General features: G+C 68.7%; 12 protein-coding genes. 1 reads left to right on the top strand and 11 read right to left on the bottom strand.

Translation table 11 applies throughout. The features are described 5' to 3' along the window. Positions 1 to 57 precede the first annotated feature (57 nt). The 3 genes from BMW54_RS03040 to cmk form a co-directional block, all read right to left on the bottom strand. Positions 58 to 360: an integration host factor subunit beta gene (locus tag BMW54_RS03040; RefSeq protein WP_036113981.1), complete on the bottom strand. Its 303-nt coding sequence runs from the start codon at positions 358 to 360 to the stop codon at positions 58 to 60. Between the two features lie 82 nt (positions 361 to 442). Continuing rightward, on the bottom strand, positions 443 to 2,116 hold the full coding sequence (rpsA, locus tag BMW54_RS03035) for a 30S ribosomal protein S1 (protein ID WP_090052888.1): 1,674 nt from the start codon (positions 2,114 to 2,116) through the stop codon (positions 443 to 445). A 166-nt stretch (positions 2,117 to 2,282) separates the two neighbouring features. Next, positions 2,283 to 2,963: a (d)CMP kinase gene (gene cmk, locus BMW54_RS03030; RefSeq protein WP_090052886.1), complete on the bottom strand. Its 681-nt coding sequence runs from the start codon at positions 2,961 to 2,963 to the stop codon at positions 2,283 to 2,285. Positions 2,964 to 3,087: 124 nt separating this feature from the next. Between cmk and BMW54_RS03025 the strand changes: the two genes are divergently transcribed. Continuing rightward, a complete protein-coding gene (locus BMW54_RS03025) occupies positions 3,088 to 3,348 on the top strand; it encodes an acyl-CoA-binding protein (RefSeq protein ID WP_090052884.1) in 261 nt (86 codons plus the stop codon). 188 nt (positions 3,349 to 3,536) lie between these two features. Here BMW54_RS03025 and treY read toward each other — a convergent pair whose 3' ends face one another. From treY to zipA, 8 genes are all read right to left on the bottom strand, one after another. Next, positions 3,537 to 6,146, bottom strand: coding sequence for a malto-oligosyltrehalose synthase (gene treY / locus BMW54_RS03020; protein WP_090052882.1), 2,610 nt, complete (start codon positions 6,144 to 6,146; stop codon positions 3,537 to 3,539). After that, positions 6,143 to 8,221 carry a 4-alpha-glucanotransferase gene (gene malQ / locus BMW54_RS03015; protein WP_175472741.1) on the bottom strand — a complete coding sequence of 693 codons (2,079 nt, stop codon included), beginning with the start codon at positions 8,219 to 8,221 and terminating at the stop codon, positions 6,143 to 6,145. Before malQ ends, treY begins: the two co-directional genes overlap by 4 nt. A gap of 4 nt (positions 8,222 to 8,225) precedes the next feature. After that, complete coding sequence (gene treZ, locus BMW54_RS03010; protein ID WP_090052879.1) at positions 8,226 to 9,980, bottom strand: malto-oligosyltrehalose trehalohydrolase; 1,755 nt, start codon at positions 9,978 to 9,980, stop codon at positions 8,226 to 8,228. Beyond that, entirely contained in the window at positions 9,977 to 12,088 is a 2,112-nt protein-coding gene (gene glgX, locus BMW54_RS03005) for a glycogen debranching protein GlgX (RefSeq protein ID WP_090052877.1), read from the bottom strand. The genes treZ and glgX overlap by 4 nt, the downstream gene beginning before the upstream one ends. An 11-nt stretch (positions 12,089 to 12,099) precedes the next feature. Next, entirely contained in the window at positions 12,100 to 14,271 is a 2,172-nt protein-coding gene (gene glgB / locus BMW54_RS03000) for a 1,4-alpha-glucan branching protein GlgB (protein ID WP_090055633.1), read from the bottom strand. An 11-nt stretch (positions 14,272 to 14,282) separates the two neighbouring features. Beyond that, on the bottom strand, positions 14,283 to 17,600 hold the full coding sequence (gene treS / locus BMW54_RS02995; RefSeq protein WP_090052876.1) for a maltose alpha-D-glucosyltransferase: 3,318 nt from the start codon (positions 17,598 to 17,600) through the stop codon (positions 14,283 to 14,285). A 3-nt stretch (positions 17,601 to 17,603) separates the two neighbouring features. Then, positions 17,604 to 20,876, bottom strand: coding sequence for a maltotransferase domain-containing protein (locus tag BMW54_RS02990; RefSeq protein WP_090052874.1), 3,273 nt, complete (start codon positions 20,874 to 20,876; stop codon positions 17,604 to 17,606). Positions 20,877 to 21,316: 440 nt separating this feature from the next. After that, positions 21,317 to 22,303 (bottom strand): cell division protein ZipA, encoded by a 987-nt coding sequence (zipA, locus tag BMW54_RS02985; RefSeq protein WP_090052872.1) that lies wholly within the window; start codon positions 22,301 to 22,303, stop codon positions 21,317 to 21,319. Positions 22,304 to 22,314 lie beyond the last annotated feature (11 nt).

The following is a 22,314-nucleotide window of genomic DNA, read 5'->3' as shown; positions in this document are numbered from 1 at the left end:
GGTTTCGGGCGCTTGGGACGGCAGACGGCCGTCGGCCGCGCCAAAAAAAACGCCGCGTCAGAGCGCGGCGTTCGTTTCCTCGACGAGGTTCACGCGTTCGCGTAATTCCTTGCCAGGTTTGAAATGCGGGACGTGCTTGCCCGGCAGGGCGACGGCCTCGCCGGTCTTGGGGTTACGTCCCATGCGCGGCGGACGGAAATGGAGCGCGAAGCTGCCGAAGCCGCGGATCTCGATGCGCTCGCCCGTGGAGAGGGCGTGGCTCATCTGTTCGAGCACGCTCTTGACGGCTAGTTCCACGTCGCTGAACGCAAGGTGGGTCTGGCGCCGCGCCAGCGCCTCGATCAGTTCCGACTTTGTCATGGGTCCCCTGGTGGTTCTCGAACTGACGCAAATACGGTGGAACAACAGCGAGGGGCGGTGTTGGCCGCCCCTCGCCCGACGGTTAGTCGGCCTTGTTCATCTGCTCCTTGAGGAGCGCGCCGAGCTTGGTCGTGCCGCCGGCGGCGGACTGGTAGTCGGCCATCGTATCGGCCAGCTCTTCCTCGTCCTTCGCGCGGATCGACAGCTGCAGCTGACGGCCCTTGCGATCCATGCCGGTGAACTTCGCCTCGACGGCGTCGCCAACCTTCAGGTACTGCGTGGCGTCTTCCACGCGTTCCTTGGCGATGTCGTTCGCGCGGATGTAGCCCTCGACGCCTTCGCCGAGGTCGATCGTCGCGCCCTTGGCGTCGACTTCGCGGACCGTGCCGGTCAGGACCGTGCCGCGCGGATTCGTGGCCATGAACTGACCGAACGGATCCTGCTCCATCTGCTTGATGCCGAGGGAGATGCGCTCACGCTCCGGATCGACCGCGAGAACCACGGCCTCGACTTCGTCGCCCTTCTTGAAGTTGCGGACGAGGTCTTCACCCGATGCCTGCCACGAGATGTCGGACAGGTGGACGAGACCGTCGATGCCGCCTTCCAGACCGATGAAGATACCGAAATCGGTGATCGACTTGATCTGACCGGAGACCTTGTCGCCCTTCTTGTGCATGGCGGCGAAGGCTTCCCACGGGTTCGAGCGGGTCTGCTTGATACCGAGGGAGATGCGACGACGCTCTTCATCCACGTCGAGGACCATGACTTCCGTCTCGTCACCGACCTGCACGACCTTGGCCGGGTTGACGTTCTTGTTGGTCCAGTCCATCTCGGAGACGTGCACGAGGCCTTCGACGCCCGGCTCGATCTCGACGAAGCAGCCGTAATCGGTGACGTTGGAGACCTTGCCGAACAGGCGGCTGCCGACCGGGTAGCGGCGGGCGATGGCGACCCACGGGTCGTCGCCGAGCTGCTTGAGGCCGAGCGACACGCGGTTGCGCTCGCGGTCGTACTTGAGCACGCGGACGTCCAGCTCGTCGCCGACGTTGACGACTTCGGACGGGTGACGCACGCGCTTCCACGCCATGTCGGTGATGTGCAGCAGGCCGTCGATGCCGCCGAGGTCGACGAACGCGCCGTAATCGGTGAGGTTCTTCACCACACCCTTCACGACCGCGCCTTCCGTCAGGCGCTCGAGCAGCTTCTCGCGCTCTTCCGAGAACTCGGTCTCGACAACCGCGCGGCGGCTGACGACGACGTTGTTGCGCTTGCGATCGAGCTTGATGATCTTGAACTCGAGGTCCTTGCCCTCGAGGTAGACCGGGTCACGGACCGGACGCACGTCGACGAGGGAGCCCGGCAGGAACGCGCGGACGTCCTTGATGTCGACCGTGAAGCCGCCCTTGACCTTGCCGGAGATCTTGCCGGTGATGGTCTCTTCCTTGTCGAACGCCTGCTCGAGGTCGTCCCACACCATCGAACGCTTGGCCTTCTCACGGGAGAGCTTGGTCTCGCCGAAGCCGTCTTCGAGCGCGTCGAGCGCGACCTTGACCTCGTCGCCCACTTCCACTTCCAGCGCGCCGGACTCGTCCTTGAACTGCTCGATGGGGACGATGCCTTCGCTCTTCAGGCCGGCGTTGATCACCACCACGTCGTTGCGGATTTCCACAACGATACCGGTGACGATGGAGCCGGGCTTCAGCTTGGAAATGGCCTGCTGGCTCTGTTCAAACAGTTCGGCAAAACTTTCAGTCATGTTGATTCCAGGGTTATGAAAGGCCGTACCCGCGTTCGCGTACCTTCGTGATCGCAAACGGACGGGGGACCCACCGGTTGTGGGTGCGGGAATGCCTGAAAAGGGACGCCCTGCACCGTTGCCAAGAGCCCGCGCGCACTGCGCGGACACCAATGCCGGATGCGCCTTACGGACGCACCACGGCGAATACTTTCGCCACCACCGCATCGATGGGCATGCCCGTGGTATCGATCACCACGGCGCCCTCGGCGGGCTTCAACGGGGCGACCGGCCGCGACGCATCACGCTCGTCGCGCGCCTCGATCTCTCGTTGCAGGACCGCAAGTGTAACGCTGAGCCCCTTATCCTTCAACTGCTTATAGCGCCTTTTCGCGCGCTCGGCCGCGCTGGCCGTCAGGAAGAACTTATGGGCGGCATCGGGGAAAATCACCGTCCCCATGTCCCGGCCGTCGGCGACGAGGCCCGGCGCCTTGCGGAAGCCGTGCTGGAGGTCCACCAGGGCCTGGCGGACCGACGGGATCACGGCGATCGCGGAGGCGGCGGCGCCGGCCGTCTCCGTGCGCAGTTCGTCGGTGGCGTCGTGCCCATTGACCAATACCCGGGTCTCGCCGCCGTCGGCGCTGGCCCGGAAGCGGATCTTCACGGTTTCGGCGCAGCGGGTGACCGCCTCGGCGTCCGAAAGATCGATGCCCTCCTCGCCCGCCGCGTAGCCCACGGCGCGGTACAGCGCGCCGGAATCGAGCAGGTGCCAGCCCAGTCGCTCGGCGACGAGGCGGCTGATCGTGCCCTTGCCCGAACCGGAGGGGCCGTCGATGGTCAGGACGGGGACGGCAGCCGGATGGGCCATGGGAACAACCTCTCGCGCGAAACCGCCATGATATCGCGTCGGCGGCCGGATCCCGGCCATGGACAGCCTCCGGGGGCCGTGCTACAAGCCCGGAACCTTCCCCTGTGCCGGTGGCGATCGCCGCATGTCCGATGAGCTCCAGCGCCGGTTCGAGGCGGCCGCCCATGCGGTCATGGGCCTGGACGACCGCCCGGACAACGACACGCTCCTGCGGCTGTACGCGCTTTACAAGCAGGGATCGGAGGGCGACGTCCACGGCGGCAAACCCGGCTTCTTCGACTTCGTGGGCACCGCGAAGTACGAGGCCTGGGGCAAGCTGAAGGGCACCACGCGCGAGCAAGCCATGCGGGATTACGTCGCACTGGTGGAGTCGCTCCGGGCCTGAATCGCCGCGTCCCCGGCACCCGGCCCGCTGACGCGGGATCGCCGATGCGATCGGCTCCCACCCCTTCGGTCGCGGCTTGTCGCGAGGTGCCCGCTTCGCGGGATCGCCGATGCGATCGGCTCCCACCTCCGGGTGTGGCTACCGGAGGGTGGGAGCCGATCGTATCGGCGATGGGTTCGCGACGAGGATCAACCGTGCCGGGACAGCCACGCGGCACACGGCAGCCCGCCGCAGAGATCGGCCGCGGCGACGGTCCCGCCCTCGACGGTCCCCTCGCCCAGCACCGACGTCCAGTCCCCGTCGGGAAGCTGCAACGTCGTGCCTTCCCAGCACGCCGCCGGGATCGCGGGGCCGTCGGCACCGCCCAGCCAGCGGGCCGTGTGCCGCGCGACGGCCACCACGAGACGCTCCCCGCGACGCTCCCGCACGAACGCAAGCACATGGTCCGCCGCGGGTCCCGTCGCGTCGAGCGCCCGGTACCCGCCCTGGGCGAACAGGTCAGGATGCTTCGCGCGCAGCCGCAGGAGCCGCGCGATGATGGCCTGCTTGATCGCGCCCCCGCGCCACGTCGGCAATAGGTCCGCGGGAGCCAGGCCCCCTTCGAGCGACGCCCGGCGCGCCGCGAAATCGACCGGCCGCCGGTTGTCCGGGTCGACCAGGCTGAAATCCCAGTAGTCGGTGCCCTGATAAAGGTCAGGCACCCCCGGGGTGGTCAGGCGAAGCACCGTCTGGGCCAGACCGTTCGCCGCGCCGGGCGCCGCGATGTAGCCGGCGAACGCCGCCAGTTCGGCCGCCGCGTCGCCCGACAGCAGCGCGCGCAGGAAATCCTCGCAGGCGTCCTCGTAGGGTTCGTTGGGCGAGGTCCAGCGCGTCCAGCGCTTGGCCTCGCGCAGCGCCTTGCGCTGCCACGCGGCGATCCGGGAGGCGAAGCGCTCGACGCCTTCCTGATCGTCGGGCGCCAGATCGAGCGGCCAGGCGCCCACCAGCATCTGGTAGAGCATCAGTTCCTCGGACGCCGACGGCGCCATGCGGCCCTCGGCCCGCTGGCGCAGGTCGGCGTGACGCGCCCGCCATCTCTCGACCGTCACCACCCACCGACCGGCCTCCTCGGAAAGCACGGCGAGCCGCGCCCTGAGGTCCTCGCCCCGCTTGTGGTCGTGCGTGGCCGTGGCGAGCAGGTTGTGCGGCACGGTGTCGGCGCGCTCGATGCAACGCGCGTGGAATTCCGCAGGGGGCATCGCGAGGTGCGCGGCGTCCACGCCCACCTCGTTACGCGACAGCAGGCGGCCGTATCGGTAGCCCGCCGTGTCTTCCACGGCTTTCGCGGCGACCGGCGACGTGGCCTGCTGGAAGACGGCGATGGCCCGTTCGCGCGCACGTCGCACCGGGCCCGGCGGCAGCGCGCGCGGCGCCTCGCCTCCCAGCCAACGGGCCACCAGGTGCAGCAGCTCGACGTCTTCCACGCGGATGGTGCGCAGCGCGCCCTCGACCGCGCGGGCGAACACCGCTTCGTCGTACGCGTCGCGCCCCGTGCCGCCCGCGTACGTGCGATAGACGGGGAAATGCACGAGCAGCTCGACGAGCACACGGCGGATGGCGGCCAGCGACACGTCCCGCGTCGCCACGTCGGCGCGCGCCGCGGCGAACAACGCGCGCGCGGTTCGATCGAGTTCCGCTTCGAAGCTGTCGACGAGGATCTGCCGCCGCGCGCGCACCGCCTGCGTACCGAAGTCGGCGGCGTCGCCCGTGAGGCTGCGCCACAGACCGGTCAACGACGACTCGCCGGCTTCGTCGTGGAGCACGGCCGACACCTGGTCCATGAACTCGTAGCCCGTCGTGCCGTCCGTGCGCCAGTCGAGGCGCAGCGCCTCGTCGTGCGCGAGGATCTTCTCGACCACGAGATACGCGCCGTCGCGCGGCGCACCCTCGGGTCGCGTCGGACGAAGGCGTTCCAGCCGATGCCGCAGCTGGCGGCAGTAGCGGCGCGGATCGGCGAGGCCGTCCACGTGGTCGCAGCGCACGCCGTCGATCAGCCCCTCGGCGTAAAGCCGGAAGATCGTCTTGTGCGTGTCCTCGAACACGGCCGTGCGTTCGATACGCAGGCCGGCGAGTTCGTTGATGTCGAAGAAGCGGCGATAGTTGACCATGTCGCTCGCGAGCTTCCAGAACGCGAGGCGGTAATGCTGTTTCTCGATGAGCGCATGCAGCGCCGCCCTGCCCTCGTCGCTCGACGCGTCGTGCGTGGCCGCGGCATCGTCGGCGAGGCCGGCCACCGTCGCCGGCGCGAGCGGCAGGCGATCGTCGTAAACCCGGAGCACCCATTCGCCGCGTCGGTGTTCCAGTTTCAGGTGCCCGGCGCGCAGCGTCTCGTCGTAGCCCGCTCCGAGGATCGGCAGCAGCAGCCTTCCCCGCAGCAACGGATCGGGGGCTTGCCAGTCGATGTCGAAGTAGCCGGCGTAGCGGCTCTCGCGGCCGTGCCTGAGCACGTCCATCCACCATGCGTTCTCCACACCCACGCCCATGTGGTTGGGCACGATGTCGACCACGAGGCCCATGCGATGGTCGCGCAACGCCTTGACGAGACGACGCAGCGCGTCCTCGCCGCCGATCTCGGGATTGACCTCATGACAATCGACCACGTCGTAGCCATGCGTCGAACCGGCGCGCGCGCGCAGGATCGGCGAGGCGTAGAGATGGCTGACGCCGAGGCTAGCGTAGTAAGGCACGACGCCCGCGGCGTCGTCGAGCGTGAAGCCCGCATGGAACTGCAGGCGCGCCAGTGCGCGCGGAGGACTCATGAACGGTTCCGGGTCTGGTCGATGGCGGAGCAGACCGCATGGGCGATGGGGCCGTCGAACAGACGCGCCGAGGAATCGGGCATGCGCCGCCGCCAGTTGGGATGCACGGCGTCGGTTGGGCCCGGCAGGTTCGGCTGCTCGTGCAGTCCGAGCACGTCCTCCACCGGGAAGATCGCCAACGGTGCGGGCGCGAGGGACACGTGACGCGCGGCCGCCACGACGACCGGTGAGATGTCGTCCTGAGCGGGAAGCGGCTCCTCGTTCCACGCGGAGCCGGAGGCGTACAGCGCGCGCCAGAGCATGTGCCGATCGTTCTCGCGTTCGGCGACCTCGTCGACCTCGGGATTGTCGAGACCGGTCCGGCGCCGCCATTCGACGTCGCGACCGCTCCACCAGCCGGCAACCGTCGGCACATCGTGCGTGCTCGTCGTCGCCATCGCCTCGCGCGACCACTCCGTCGGTGCGATGAAGCCGCCGTCCGCGGCGCGTTCGAACCAGAGCACGCGGATGCCAAGCAGCCCTTTTTCACCGATCGTCCCGCGGAAATCGGACGGCACCGTGCCGAGGTCCTCGCCGATGACGATCGCGCGATGCAGGTGCGACTCCAGCGCGATGAGGCGCAGCATGTCCGTCAGCGGGTAACGCACGTACGCGCCTTCGGTCGCGCCGGCACCGTGCGGCACCATCCAGAGGCGCTTCAGTCCGAGCACGTGATCGATGCGGACGCCACCCGCGTGCGCGAGGGCCGCGCGCAGCATGCCGATGAATCCACGGAACCCCGACTCGCGCAGGCCGCGCGGGGAGAACGTCGTCAGGCCCCAGTCCTGTCCGAGCCGGTTCAGCGCATCGGGCGGCGCGCCGACGGACAGGCCGCTGAGGACCTCGCCCTGGTGCGCCCAGGCGTGGCTGCCGCCCGAATCCGCGCCCACGGCGAGGTCGGCGATCAGGCCGATCTTCATGCCGGCGTCGCGCGCGGCCTGCTGCGCGCCGGCCAGGCCTTGCGACGCGAGCCATTGCAGCCAGGCGTGGAACGCCACCTCGCGCGAGTGCTCGCGCGCGAACGCCGCCACGGCCGGGCCCGCCGGATCGTGGAACTCCGCCGGCCATCCCTGCCAGCCGCCCGGACGCCCATGCGCGGTGAAGTCCGCATGCAACGCTTCGAAGCGCGCATGCCGTTCGAGCGGCTCGCCCTGTTCGCGTCGGAACGCCATGAAACGTTCAGAGCCCGCGAGGTCGACCGAGGCCCACTCGTAGACCGAACGCAGGATCGTCATGCGCGCACGCGCCGCGCGCGGCCAGTCGATCAGCTCCAGCCACTCGAGCTCGGCCAGCTCCTGGCGCAGGTTGTGCGTGTCGATCACGGCGCGCACCGTCTGCTCGCCACTCGTGCGCGTCGGGTCGATGTAGAGGCCGTTGAGGAAGAGGCGGCTCGACGGGGCGTACGGGCTGTACCGCTCGGGCGCCGCCGCGAACAGCGCGTGCAGCGGGCTGATGGCGAGGGCGTCGGCGCCCTTCTCCGCCGCCGCGCGCGCGCACAGCTCCAGCGCGGTGAAATCGCCGATGCCACCGTCGGACGGCCGGCGCAGGCCGGACATCTGCACGGCGATGCCCCACGGACGATGCGCGTCGCGCACGTCCGCGACGCCGAAGCAACGCGACGGCGCCACGGCGAGCGTGACCTCGTCGTCGCCCAGGGCGAGCGTGTAATAGCCCGGCTCGGAAGGCGCCGCGATCTCGCGCTCGCTCGACGGCAGTTCGCCTTCGGAGACGACGCCGCCGTCTTCGCGCAGTATCTTCCAGGCCCGTCCGCGTGGCGAGGCCGGCAGCGCGAGCCGGCCCGCCGCGTCGGCGGTCAGCAACCGCGGGATCTCGCGACCGCTGCGCTCGTCCTCGATGCGCCGCAGGCTGGCCTCGATGTCGTCGGCGTTGTCCGCCGCGAGCCCAAGGGCACGCAGCACGGCGCGCAAGGTGTCGGGAGGCGTCACCTGCGGCCGGTCGAGCGCGTCCCGCCAGTGCACGTCGATGCCTGCCTGTTCGGCCAGTACGGCAAGGCGATCGTCGAGAGAGGCGTTCACGGGATCAGGACTCCAGGCTGGCAAGGGTGCGGCGCGCGGGAAGCACGCCGCGGGAAAGGGTCGCGATGTCGGCGGCATCGCCGTGGAGCCATGCCGATGTCGGAGAAGGTGGCGGGTCGACCGTGACGTCCTCGTCTCCGAGGTTGACGAAGAGCGTCAGCGTCGACGATCCGAGCGTCCACGACGCGCGCAGCGCGCGCGCACCGAGCGCTAGCGCGCCCGCTCCGCGCGCGCTCTCGATATGCGGCGCGACGTGCTTCTGGCGCAGGGCGATCAACTCGCGGAGCAGCACGCGTCGTGCCTCGCCGGCGTCGGGGTCGCGCGACGGAATCGACGAGCGGAAGGTGTCGCCGTCGTTCGGATCGGGAATCTCCTCGCCGCCGAAGCTGGTGAACGCCTCGAATTCCCTGCGCCGGCCGTCACGGACGGCCTTGCGCAAATCTTCGTCGGGGAAGTCGGTGAAGAACAGGAACGGCGTGCGACTCGCCCACTCCTCGCCCATGAACAGGAGCGGCACGAAGGGCGCGAGGAGCAACAGCGCCAGCGCGGCCTCCATCGTCTCGGGTGCGATGAGCGTCGTCAGCCGATCGCCGAACGCGCGATTACCGACCTGGTCGTGGTTCTGCACGAAATTGACGAAGCGCGCGGCGGGCAGGTGACCGCTCGGTTCGCCGCGCCGACGGTTTCCCATCGCCTCGCCCTGGAACGCGAAGCCTTCCTGCAGGCTGCGCAGCAACTTCTCCATCGCCGCGGGATGGTAGTGCGCGTAGTAGCCCTCGTTCTCGTCCGTGACCAGCGCGTGCAGCGCGTTGTGGAAGTCGTCGTTCCACTGCGCGTCGAAACGTCCCGGGCCGAGCAGGTTCGCCTGGTTCGCCTCGTTCTCGAGCACCAGGTGGACGTGGCGGTCAGGGCCCGTCGCCGCGCGCACGCGCGCGGCCAGCGACGAGAGCCAGCCCGGATTGCCGATGGCGTGCACGGCATCGAAGCGCAGGCCGTCGAAGCGGAACTCCTCGAGCCAGTACAGCGCGTTGTGCACGAAGAAATCGCCGACCTGCGGCGTGGCGACGCCGATCGCCGCGCCCCACGGCGTGTGCGCCGACTCGTCGAAGAACGGCGACGCGTAGGCGCCGAGGTAATTCCCCTCGGGACCGAAGTGGTTGTACACCACGTCGAGGAACACCATCAGGCCGAGGTCGTGCGCCGTGTCGACCAGCGACTTGAGATCCTCCGGCGAGCCATAAGCCGCCGCTGGCGCGAAGGGCAGCACGCCGTCGTAGCCCCAGTTGCGCTCGCCCGGAAACTGCGCGATCGGCATCAGCTCCACCGCCGTGATGCCGAGCGACGCGAGGTGCGGCAGCACCATCTCCACGCCGTGGAACCCGCCGAGCGCGCCGACGTGCAGCTCGTAGATCACCGTCTCGCGCCACGGCCGGCCACGCCATTCCTGATTCCGCCAGCGATAGGCCGCAGGATCGGTCACGACGCTGTAGCCATGGACGTCGCCGTCCAGCTGACGCCTGGACGCCGGGTCGGGTACGCCGTCGCGGCCGTCGATACGGAACCGGTAGCCCGCCCCCTCCTCCACGGGACAGATGCACTCGAACCAGCCATCGTCCAGCGCACGCATCGTCGTCGGTTCCGCCTCGTCGAATTCGATGACGACCTTCTCGGCGTCGGGCGCCCAGAGGCGGAAGCGCGTGCGTCCATCGCCCAGGGGTTTGAAGCCGTAAGGCATCGCATGGAACGACTCGGCGGTCATGCGCTCTCCAGCTTCACGGTCGCGGCCAGCAGCACGACGCTACGGCCCTGCACCTCGATCGACGGTTCGCTCCAGGGGATCTCCTGCGCGCCAGGCTCCGCCGTGTTGCAGCGCAGGCGCCAGTTCGCCCCGGGCTGCGGCAGGTGGAACACGTGGGTTTCCGGCGTCGCGTTGAGCATCACCAGCGTGACGTCCGCCCGCTTCTCGCCGTGCAGCTGCGCGCGGCGAACCGCGAGCAGGCGCCCCTCCGTGTAGCCCCAGGTTTCCTGACTCATCTCGGTGCCGCTCTCGTCGAACCAGGCGACCTCCTTCATGCCGGGCACCACGTCGGTGTCGCCACGCAGGAAGTGCTTGGCCCGCAGCGTCGGGTGCTGCTCGCGCAGCCGCGTCAGCAGGCCGACGAAGTCGGTGAGTTGCCTGCCCGCGTCCGAGGTCGCCAGCTTCCAGTCATACCAGGAGATGTCGTTGTCCTGGCAGTACGCGTTGTTGTTGCCCTGTTGCGTGCGGCCGAACTCGTCGCCGCCCAGCAGCATCGGCGTGCCGTGCGAGAAGAACAGCGTCGCCAGGATCGCGCGCTTGACGCGGTCGCGCTGGGTGCGGATGGCCGGATCATCGGTCGGACCTTCCACGCCGTAGTTGTAGCTCTCGTTGTCGTTGCCGCCGTCGCGGTTGTCCTCGCCGTTGGCTTCGTTGTGCTTCTCGTTGTAGCTGACCAGGTCCTCGAGCGTGAATCCGTCGTGCGCGGTGACGAAGTTGACCGAGGCCCAGGGCTTGCGGCGCTGGTGGTCGAACAGGTCGCCGGAGGCCTGCAGGCGACCCGCGAGCGCGCCGCGCATGTTGGCGTCGCCCTTCCAGAACTTGCGGATGTCGTCGCGGTACTTGCCGTTCCATTCGGCGAAGCCCGGCGGATGATTGCCCAGCTGGTACCCGCCGGGACCGATGTCCCATGGTTCGGAGATCAGCTTCACGTTGGCCAGCACCGGATCCTGGCGCATCGCGTCGAACATGCCGCAGTTCGGGTCGAAGCCCCGATCCCCCTCGCGTCCCAGGCTCACGCCCAGGTCGAAACGAAATCCGTCGACATGGAACGTCTGTACCCAGTAACGCAGGGAATCCATCACCAGCTGGAGCACGCGCGGATGCGCAGTGTTGACCGTGTTGCCGGTACCCGTGTCGTTGATGCAGTAACGCGGGTTGTCCTCCATGAGCCGGTAATAGCTCTTGTTGTCCAGGCCGCGGAACGACATCGTCGTGCCCAGCTCGCTGCCCTCGCAGGTGTGGTTGTAGACCACGTCGAGGATCACCTCGATGCCCGCCGCGTGCAGCGCCTGCACCGCGGCCCGGATCTCGTTGAGCGCGCCCTCCGCGAGATAGGCCGGCTCGGGGGCGAAGAAAGCGAGCGTGTTGTAGCCCCAGTAGTTGCGCAGCTTCATCTCCGTCAGGCGACGGTCCTGCAGGTACGCATGCACAGGCAGCAGCTCCACCGCTGTCACGCCGAGCTTGACGAGGTAATCGATGACATACGGATCGGCCAGGGCGATGAACGTGCCGCGCTCGTGCTGACGGATGCGCTTGAGGTTCCTCGTGAAGCCTTTCAGGTGCGTTTCGTAGATGACCGTCTCGTTCCACGGCGTGTGCGGACGGTTGCCCTGCGTCCAGTGCATGGGTTCGTCGACCACCACGGCCTTCGGCATCGCCGCCGCGCTGTCACGCCGGTCGAACGACAGGTCGGCGCGCGGCGAGGCCACGCGATACCCGTGCAGCGCGTCTGACCAGCGGACCTGGCCCTGCAGCAGCCGCGCGTAAGGGTCCAGCAGGAGCTTGTTGGGGTTGAAACGGTGTCCTTCCTCCGGTGCGTACGGGCCGTGCGCGCGGAACCCGTACAACGTTCCACCACGTACACGCGGCAGGTAGCCGTGGAACACTTCGTCCGTGCACTCGGGCAGGTCGTAACGCGCGATTTCGCGCTTGCCCGAGGGGTCGAAGAGACACAGCTCGATTCGCTCGGCATGGGCGGAGAAGACGGCGAAGTTGGTGCCCATGCCGTCGCAGGTCGCACCCAGGGGATAGGGCGTGCCTGATTGCATGCGTTCGGGTAAGGCGGGCATCGTGATCCTGGTCAGTCGGCGACGAATAGAACGGTGGATAGCGGTGGCAGGCTGACGACCAGCGACTGGTCGAAGCCATGCGAGGGCACGGACTGCGCGTGACGCTCGCCTTCGTTGCCGACGCCGGACCCGCCGTAGTCGGCGGCGTCCGAGTTGATCGCCTCCCGCCAGCGCCCACCTTCGGGCACGCCGATACGGAAGCCGTGGCGAGGCGTCGGCGTCATGTTGCTGACCACCAGCACAGGCCGCGCCCCCTCGGCGAAGCGGAGCCACGCGAAGACGCTCTGCGCGGCGTCGTCGCCGATCACCCAGCGGAAACCGCGCGGATCGCTGTCCCATGCGTGCAGGGCCGGCGTCGCGGCGTAGACGGCGTTCAGATCGCGGACGAGCTTCTGCACGCCGAGGTGCGCGGGATGGTCCAGCAGGTCCCACGCGATCTGCGCATCGTGGTTCCACTCGTGCGGCTGGGCGATCTCGCCGCCGGTGAACAGCAGCTTCTTGCCCGGATGGGCCCACATGAATCCGTAATAGGCGCGAAGGTTGGCGAAGCGCTGCCACTCGTCGCCAGGCATGCGGCCCAGCAACGAGCGCTTGCCGTGGACGACCTCGTCGTGGGAAAGCGGAAGCACGAACTTCTCGGAATACGCGTAGACCATGCTGAAGGTCATCTCGCCGTGGTGGTATCGGCGATGGATCGGGTCGCGCGACATGTACTCCAGCGAGTCGTGCATCCAGCCCATGTTCCATTTGAACGTGAAGCCGAGGCCACCCTGCTCCACCGGCTGCGTCACGCCCGGCCACGCGGTCGACTCCTCGGCGATCGTCATGCAGTCCGGATGCCGCTCGGCGACGAGCTGGTTCACGCGGCGCAGGAAGGCGATCGACTCGAGGTTCTCGCGGCCGCCGTGGATGTTCGGCACCCACTCGCCATGCTTGCGCGAATAGTCGCGGTAGAGCATCGACGCGACGGCGTCGACACGCAGGCCGTCGACGTGGAACCGCTCCAGCCACGCGAGCGCGCTGGCGACGAGGAACGCCGAGACCTCGTTGCGGCCGAGGTTGAAGATCAGCGTGTTCCAGTCCTGGTGGAAGCCTTCGCGCGGGTCGGCGTGCTCGTAGAGCGGCGTGCCGTCGAAGTGCGCGAGGCCATGGATGTCCGTCGGGAAATGCGCGGGTACCCAGTCGACGATCACGCCGATGCCCGCCTCGTGGCAGCGGTCGACGAAGCGCGCGAACGCTTCGGGCGTCCCGAAGCGCGACGTCGGTGCGAACTGGCCCAGCGGCTGGTAACCCCACGAGCCGCCGAAGGGATGCTCGGAGATCGGGAGCAACTCGATATGCGTGAAGCCCATCCCGGCGACGTACGGGATCAGGCGTTCCCCGATCTCGTCCCAATGCAGGTCCTGGCCGTCCTTGCCGCGCAGCCACGAGCCGGCGTGCAGTTCGTAGATGGAGATCGGCGACCCGGCGTGATGCAGCGCGCCGCGCCGGCGCAGCCACTCGTCGTCGGTCCAGCGGAAGGCTGTCGGATCCGCGACGATGGATGCCGTCGCCGGTGGCAGCTCGGCGGCGAGCGCGACGGGATCCGCCCGCTGGGTCAGCGATCCGTCGGCACCCCAGATCTCGTACTTGTAACGCGCGCCCGGCAGCAGCCCGGGAATGAAGAGCTCCCAGACGCCGGCCGGCACGCGCTTGCGCATCGGATGGCGACGGCCGTCCCAGCTGTCGAAGTCGCCGACCACGCTGACCCGCTGCGCGTTCGGCGCCCACACGGCGAAACGCACGCCGTGCACCCCGTCGACCGTGACCGGATGGGCGCCAAGGCAGCGGAACAGTTCGATGTGCTGGCCAGCGGAAAGCTGCCGCAGGTCGTCGTCGCCGAGCAGCGTGCCGAAGGCATAAGGGTCGTGCGTTTCGTGGATGGCGGCCGGCCAGTGCACGCGCAGGCGATAGCCCACGTCGCCATCGACGAAGCCGGCGAAGAGGCCGTCGGCGTGTACGCGCTCGAGCTCGCCGAGCACACCGCCCGAGGCGTCGATCGCTTCCACCGCCGTCGCGCCGGGCTGCAGGCTGCGCACGACGCTCCGCCCGTCCACCGTGTGCGGCCCGAGGATCGCGAACGGGTCGCCATGCCGGCCTTCGACCAGCGCGTCGATCGCGGCCCCGTCGCCGAGGCCGTAAATGCGGGGATCGGTCACGTGTCCTCCTTCAGTTCGTTCGCGGTATCGCCCCGCGCGACGCTGAGCAGTCCACGCAGCGGGACGTCCAGCCAGCCCGGGCGATTCGCCGCCTCGTACACGACCTCGTAGGCCGCCTTCTCGATGACGAAGAGCTCGAGCACGGGCGCGAGCGCGTCCGGGTCGATCCAGCGGACGGGTGCCGCGTCGAGCACGTCGCGGTAAGCCGCGAGGAACACGCGCGTCGAGCGCTCGCGGAAGCGTGCGAGGTAATCGACGAACCCTTCGTCCTCGACGGGCGCGAGCCCGTCCTCCCCGCGGCGAGCCATCGCCGCCGCGTAGTCGAGCGAGCGCAGGAAGCCCGCCACGTCGCGCAGCGGCGACGTCTTCGCGCGCCGCTCCTCGAGCGACCGCGCCGGCTCGCCCTCGAAGTCGATGATGTACGCGTCGTCCTGCACGACCAGGATCTGGCCGAGGTGGAAGTCGCCGTGGGTGCGCGTCGTCGGCGCACCGACGCCCGCACGGGCGAGCGTGGCGATGCGATCGCCCAGGGCGCCCGCGTAGCCGCGCAGCGCCTCCGCTTCGGCGGCGAGGCTTTCCGACAGCTCGTGCGTGGCATCGACCGACGCCAGCGCGCGCTCGACCTGGGCGCGGATGGCATCCCGCCACGCGTCGGCGGTCTTCGCGTCCGCCTTCTCCGGCGAGAACGCCGGGAGCTCGGACGGCTTCGCGAGCAGCGCATGGAGTTCGGCCAGACGCGTGCCCACGGCGGCCGCGAAGGCGTCGTAACCGGCCTCGATCTCCGCCCTGCGCTCGTCGTCGGCCGAGTGGCCGTACTCGTCGTAGCTGCGGCGCAGGAAATCCAGCGTCCAGCGCCAGGCATCGCCCTGATTGCGCAGGAAGCCCTGCAACACCGCGAGCGTGGTGCGCTCGCCGTGCTCGCCGACCCGCACGACCTCGCCCAGCAACGGCGCCGTGTTGGCGTAGCCATGTTCCGTGAGGAACCGGCCCATCTCGACCTCGGGATTCACTCCGGCGGACGTACGCCGGAACAGCTTCACGACGCCCGCGTCGTGCAGGATCATCGAACTGTTCGACTGCTCACCCGCCAACCAGCGGTTCTCGATCGCCGGATCGAAGTCGACCGCGCCGAACGCATCGGTGGTCTCGAAACGCACCGATCCATCGTGCAGCGGCAGCTCCGTGCCGTTGCGCAGGCCGACCAGCAGGCCGCTGGCGAAGGCGTCGAGGGCGAAACCATCGGTAAGCAGGCCGATACGGCGGCCGCGGCGCACGCGTGCCAATGCAAGCTGCTGTGCACGCGCGCTCGGGTTCTCGTCTTCCCAGACGATGCCCGCCGGCAGGCTGTAGCGCTCGGTGCCGCCGTCGGAGAGCGTCGCTTCGACCTCGGTGAGGATGAGGTCGTCGCCGCGATCGGGCCAGGGCACCGCGTAAAGGATCTTCACGCCCTCGATGCCACGGTCCTTCGAGGCGAACCAGCGGCGCACCGCGAGGTAGCCCGGCAGCACCTGTTTCTCGATGACGCCACGGTGGTGCGCCATGACCGGACCTTCGACCAGCGCGCCGCGCAGCACCAGCGTCTCGTAATCGGGCATCGGCTCGGCCGGCACCTCGTGCCACGAGGGCATCTGCGCGTTCGGGCAGATCTGGAACGCGTAGAAGCCGTAAGGCGGCACGGTGAGCAGGTACGGCAGCTGACCGATCGGCGGGAACGACGACCCGCCGACGATGTCGATCGGCACGCTGCCGTCGAACGCCGCCAGGTCGAGCTCGACCGCCTGCAGCGCGCGCGACATGTTCGCCACGCACAGCACGTGTTCGCCGCCGAACTCGCGCAGGTAGGCGAGCACCTTGCGGTTGCCGGGGTAGAGGAATTTCAGCGTGCCGCGACCGAACGCCTTGTAGCGCTTGCGCACCGCGAGCATGCGGCGCGTCCAGTTGAGCAGCGAATGCGGATCGCGCGACTGCGCCTCGACGTTGATCGCCTGGTAACCGTAGAGCGGATCCATGATCGGCGGCAGCACGAGGCTGGCGGGATCGGCGCGCGAAAACCCGCCGTTGCGGTCGACCGACCACTGCATCGGCGTGCGCACGCCGTCGCGGTCGCCGAGGTGGATGTTGTCGCCCATGCCGATCTCGTCGCCGTAGTACAGCACCGGCGTGCCGGGCATCGTCAGCAGCAGCGAGTTCATCAGTTCCACGCGGCGGCGATCGCGTTCCAGCAGCGGCGCGAGTCGACGGCGGATACCGAGGTTGATGCGCGCGCGGCGATCCGCGGCGTAGGTCTGCCACAGGTAATCGCGCTCGCTGTCCGTCACCATCTCGAGCGTCAACTCGTCATGGTTGCGCAGGAAGATCGCCCACTGGCAGTTCTCCGGGATCGCCGGGGTCTGGCGCATGATGTCCGTGATCGGAAAACGGTCCTCGCGGGCGATCGCCATGTACATGCGCGGCATCAGCGGGAAATGGAACGCCATGTGGCATTCGTCGCCTTCGCCGAAGTAATCCTGCGTGTCCTCCGGCCACTGGTTGGCCTCGGCCAGCAGCATGCGGTCGGGGTAATGCTGGTCGATCTCCGCGCGCATCATCTTGAGGATCTGATGCGTCTCGGGAAGGTTTTCGTTGTTCGTGCCCTCGCGTTCGATGAGGTACGGCACGGCGTCCAGACGGAGCCCGTCGACACCCATGTCGAGCCAGAAGCGCATCACGTCCATCACGGCCTTGAGCACCGCGGGATTGTCGAAGTTCAGGTCGGGCTGGTGCGAGAAGAAGCGATGCCAGAAGTACTGACCCGCGACCGGGTCCCAGGTCCAGTTGGACTTCTCGGTATCGAGGAAGATGATGCGCGTGCCGTCGTAGGCCTGGTCGGTGTCCGACCAGACGTAGAAGTTGCGTGCCGCGGAGCCCTTCTTCGCGTGGCGAGCGCGCTGGAACCAGGGATGCTGGTCCGACGTATGGTTGATGACCAGCTCGGTGATCACGCGCAGGCCACGCGCATGCGCCTCGGCGATGAAGCGGCGGGCGTCGGCCAGCTTGCCGTAATCGGGATGCACCGCCTTGTACTCGGCGATGTCGTAACCGTCGTCGCGGCGCGGACTCGGGTAGAACGGCAGCAGCCAGAGCGTGTTCACGCCCAGCTCCGCGATGTAGTCGAGCTTGTCGATGAGGCCCTGGAAGTCGCCCACGCCGTCGTCGTTGGCGTCGAAGTACGACTTCAGGTGCACCTGGTAGATGATCGCGTCCTTGTACCAGAGCGGATCGCTCGAGAAATCGGGAGCGACGGCCTTCTTCTTTCCTTTGCCGCGTGTTGCCATGGATCAGACTCCGGGAAGGCGGACGTGCCAGACGGCGTAAGGCTGGCCGAGGCCGAGCCATACGTGTTGGGTGGCGCCGCGCCAGGTGAGGGGTTGGTCGTGGAGGAGGTCGTGGATGTCGAGCGCGGCGTCGGTGGCGATACCCCAGTCGCCCAGCGGCAACGTGAGATCCGCCGCCTGCGCGTTGTGCGGGTCCATGCTGATCGCGACGAGGACGAGGTCGTCGCCCGCGCGCTTTTCGAAGAACAGCACCTGGTCGTTGTTCGCGGGCAGGAAGCGCACGCCGAGGTGCGTCTGCAACGCGGGGTGGGCGCGGCGGATGCGATTGAGGCGGGTGATCTCGGGCACGATGTTGCCCGGGGCGTCGAAGTCGCGGACGCGGATTTCGTACTTCTCGGAATCGAGGTACTCCTCCTTGCCCGGCATCGGCGCGGACTCGCAGATCTCGAAGCCCGAGTACATGCCCCACAGACCCGACAGCGTGGTCGCCAGCGCGGCGCGGATCAGGAACCCGGGGCGGCCCGAGGTCTGCAGGAAGTACGGATTGATGTCGGGCGTGTTGACGAAGAAGTTGGGCCGGAAGAAATCCGTCGGCGGCGTGGTCGTCAGCTCGGTGAGGTAGTCGATGAATTCCTGTTTCGAGTTGCGCCACGTGAAATAGGTGTACGACTGGCTGAAACCGACCTTGGCGAGCCGGTACATCGGCTTCGGCCGCGTGAACGCCTCGGAGAGGAACAGCGCGTCGGGATACTTCGCGCGGACCCGGGCGATCATCCACTCCCAGAACGGGAACGGCTTCGTATGCGGGTTGTCGACGCGGAACGTGCGGACGCCTTCCGCGGCCCAGAACAGCACCGCGTCGCAGAGCGCCTGCCAGAGCGAGGGGATCGCGCCGTCGGCGTAGAAGTCGACGTTGACGATGTCCTGGTACTTCTTCGGCGGATTCTCGGCATACTTGATGCTGCCGTCCGGCCGCCAGTCGAACCACTCGGGATGTTCCTTCAGCCACGGGTGATCCGGCGAGCACTGGATCGCAAAATCGAGCGCCAGCTCGAGGCCGTGTTCGTGCGCCGCGTCGCGCAGCGCGCGGAAATCCTCGAGCGTGCCGAGCTGCGGATGGATGTCCGTGTGGCCGCCGTCCGGCGAGCCGATGGCGTACGGACTGCCCGGGTCGTCGGGCCCCGGCGTCAGCGTGTTGTTCGGCCCCTTGCGGAACGCCTTGCCGATCGGATGGATCGGCGGGAAGTACAGCACGTCGAATCCCATGTCGCGGATCGCCGGCAGGCGCGCGATCGTGTTGCGGAACGTGCCGTGCTTCGCCTTGTCGTCGGTCATCGAACGGGGGAACAGCTCGTACCAGCTGGCGAACTCGGCCTCGCGACGGTCGACCTCGATCACGAACGCCTGCGTCGTGCTCGCGCGTTCGCGCGGATCCGTCACGCTCATCAACTCGACGGCGGCATCGGACATCAGCAGCGCGAAGCGCTCGGCTCCTTCCGTCTTGGCCGCGGCGGCCGCGAGGTTGCGCAACGCCTTGGCCTTCGGACCCGAGGCGTCCTTCGCCCGCGCCTCGACGAGCAGCCTGCCCTCCTCCAGTTCGAGCGCGATGTCCACGCCGGCGGCATGCTTGACCTCGACCTCGTGGTGCCAGGTCGCGTAGCGGTCGTGCCATGCCTCGACCTGGAATTCGTAGCGCCCGATGCGCGTCGGCGTGAAGCTGCCGGCATGGATGTCGTTGTTGTCCAGCACCATCGGCGCCTCGCGCCAGCCTTTCTCGTCCTGGGCGCGGTAGCGCAGCCGCGCCGCGAGCACGTCGTGCCCGTCCATGAAGATGTCGGCGGTGACACGAACCGCCTTGCCGACGACGCGTTTCGCCGGGAACCGGCCGCCATCGACCGTGGGCTGCACGGCTTCGATGATGACACGCGGCGCCGACGTGGCACCCTGCAGCACCTCCTTCTGCGCCGACGCGCCGAGCTTGCGCTTGATCGGCGCGGACGGCGTGCCCGTCAGCGTCACGACCGCGCCGGGCTCCAGCACGAGGCTGTCGCCCTGATCGAACACCTTGCGGCCGTCCGCGGCCGTCCAGGGGGCGAAATGGCTCGCGGCCCCGGCCAGCGCGTCGGCCGCGGTCACGACGACGTCGCGGTCGAGCGATGCGTTTACCATGGTCAACGTCGCCCGCGGCGCCGTGCGTGGATCCGCGCCCTCGACACCGAGGAAGGTAGCCACGCCGGCATGCAGCGTGATCGCGGGAAGCGTCGCCACCTGATCGGCGACCGCCGCGTTGGCGGTCTTGACGCATGCGGTGAGGTCGACGGCCGCGTTCGCGGCGAGTTGCCCCGGCGTGACAGGTGCACCGCGTCGCGGATCGAGCGCGTCGTGCACGGCAAACTCGAAGCCCATCGGCATCATCCAGCCCGCCGGCGATGTCGCGCAGAACGCGATGGCGCGCCGGTACGCGTGATCGAGCTGATTCTCTTCGCCCAGCTCGTCGCCCAGCCGTGGCGCGAAAGGCTCTTCCACGCAGGCCAACGCGGGCGCGACGGTCGCGAGACGCTCCTCCTCGTCGATGAACCACGGCGCGCGGAAATCCCACCACGCCGCCGAGGACACCACCGCGTCGAAGCCCGCGCCACGCAGACCGGCGAGTTCGTCGGGCGTGATGCCGGGTGTCCAGGCGAGAAAGGCGGCGCGAGCCGTGCCCCCGTTGACGGTATCGATCAGCGTCTTCCACACGGCGGCACGCAGGCGCTGCGGATGCATGAGGCGGAAGCCGGAGACGCCGGCGTCGACCCAGCGTCGCAGGCGATCCGTCCACCAGCCGGTCGCTTCGTCCACGACCTCCGGGTCGTTGAGACGCCAGCGCGCGCTGTCGCTCTCGCTGGGCGTCCAGCGCGGGTCAGGCGTGCCGTGCTGCGCCGCCACCGCGCGGAACCACTCCGGGTGCTCGGCCCGGACGGTCGCGTCCGACGCGATCTCGTCCAGCGGCAGGTCGAGCCATAGTTCGAGTCCCCGCGCGCGGCAGGCCTTCGCGATCTGGGCGAGGCGCGTCGTGGCGTCGCCATCGGCGGCGATCGCCGCGTTCAGCCGGTCGAAGTCCTTCGTGACGAAGACGTCGCCGCAGGGCGAGGCCTCGAACGGCGGAGCGACGAGAAGCTGGCGAAACCCCAGCGAGGCGGCGTGATCGATCCACGCGTTCCATGCGGTCATGGGCCCCGCGAGCAGCGGATGCAGATAGTAGATGCGAAAGGGCGCACTCGGGCTGGCCGACATCGGACTCGTGTTCCTTGGGCAATGGACACAAGCATGCCGGGCCGGATGTGTGCATCGTGCCAATGACCCGGGCACGCGAAGGCCTCCACAGTGACGCATCCGGGTGTTGCGGGTTCGTGAATCCGCGGCGGTCTTTCGGGAGAAACGTGAGCGGCCGGGGCGCGGTCGCTCGTGTCATCGCCCCGCCGTGGGCACCGGCGTGCGCCGGTGCGACGGTGAGGGGGTAATGAGGTACGAGGCGACGCATGGAGCACGAGCAGCCGGGGGGCCGTCGCTCGTGTCGTCGCCTAGCCGTGGGGAGCTCCTCACCGTCGCACCGGCGCACGCCGGTGCCCACGGCGGGGCGTTGGGACGGGCGAGAACGCGCACAAGCTGTCCCAGACGGAACGATGGGTGCGTCTGCAACCCGCCCATAGCCAACCGTGCGGATGGCCTCCCGCTTACTGCCCGAACTTGATCTCTTCGCCCTCGTGACCGCGGTCCCAGCCGCGCAGTTCGTCGCGGATGTGCGCGATGCGCTGGCGACCCAGCGCGTTGCGTTCTTCGTCGAGCACGAGGCCGTCGAGGAGTTCGGCGAGGCGCTGGGCCGTGGGGAGCATGGCGTCCCAGGCGTCCAGCGCGGGGATCGGGCCCGGAAGGGCCATGAAGAAGGACAGGCCCGGCGTCTGCAGGGTCGCGATGCGGGCCATGTCGAAGTTGCCTGGCTTGACCAGGTTGGCGACGCTGAAGATCGGGCCCTTCTCGGGGTGACCGTCGACCAGACGATGGTAGATACCCATGTCGCCGAACTCGAGGCCCGCCTTCTCGGCCGCGACGACGAGATCGGAACCGTTGAACCGGCTGCCCTCGCGCGACACGACATACAGACTGACGATGCGCTCGACGGGCGCGCTGGGCGGCCGGCGACCAAGGTCGGAACGCGGGGGCGCCTTCGGCGGCGGCGCGGGCGCGGGCGCCGGTGCCGGAATCGGTGCGGGTGCCGGCGTCACGGCGTCGTCGACGTCGAACGGCAGGTCGAGGCGCGGATCGACGCGGGCCCCGCGCGGCGCCGGGTCCTCGCGCAGCACGGGGGCGGCGGACTCCGTCTGCTCGCCCGCGAGCGACGCACCGAGACGCTCCAGTTCGGCGCGAAGGTCGACGTCGAGTTCGCCCTGCGCGGGACGCGGCGCGAAAAGCGGATCGTTCGCGTCCTCGTCGCGTGCGCTGAAGGAGGCGACCGGTTCCATGTCGTCATCCCCGCCCTCTTCGCCGAAGACCGGCTCGCGGCGCTCACGCGCGCGCTCCGGCTGCTCCTGTACCGGCTTGCGCCTGCCCTGCTCCTTGCGCGGCTGGCCGAAGAGCCAGAGCAGCACGAGGACGACGATGCCGACGAACAGCATCGGGATGCCAACCGCGGGATTCCAGGCGAGGCCGATGGCGGGGGTCATGGTTTTTTCGT

The organism is Luteibacter sp. 329MFSha (assembly GCF_900111665.1).
Taxonomy (GTDB): Bacteria; Pseudomonadota; Gammaproteobacteria; order Xanthomonadales; family Rhodanobacteraceae; genus Luteibacter.
Note: the sequence above shows the minus strand (reverse complement) of the source record. Positions and strands in the feature narration are given on the sequence as shown.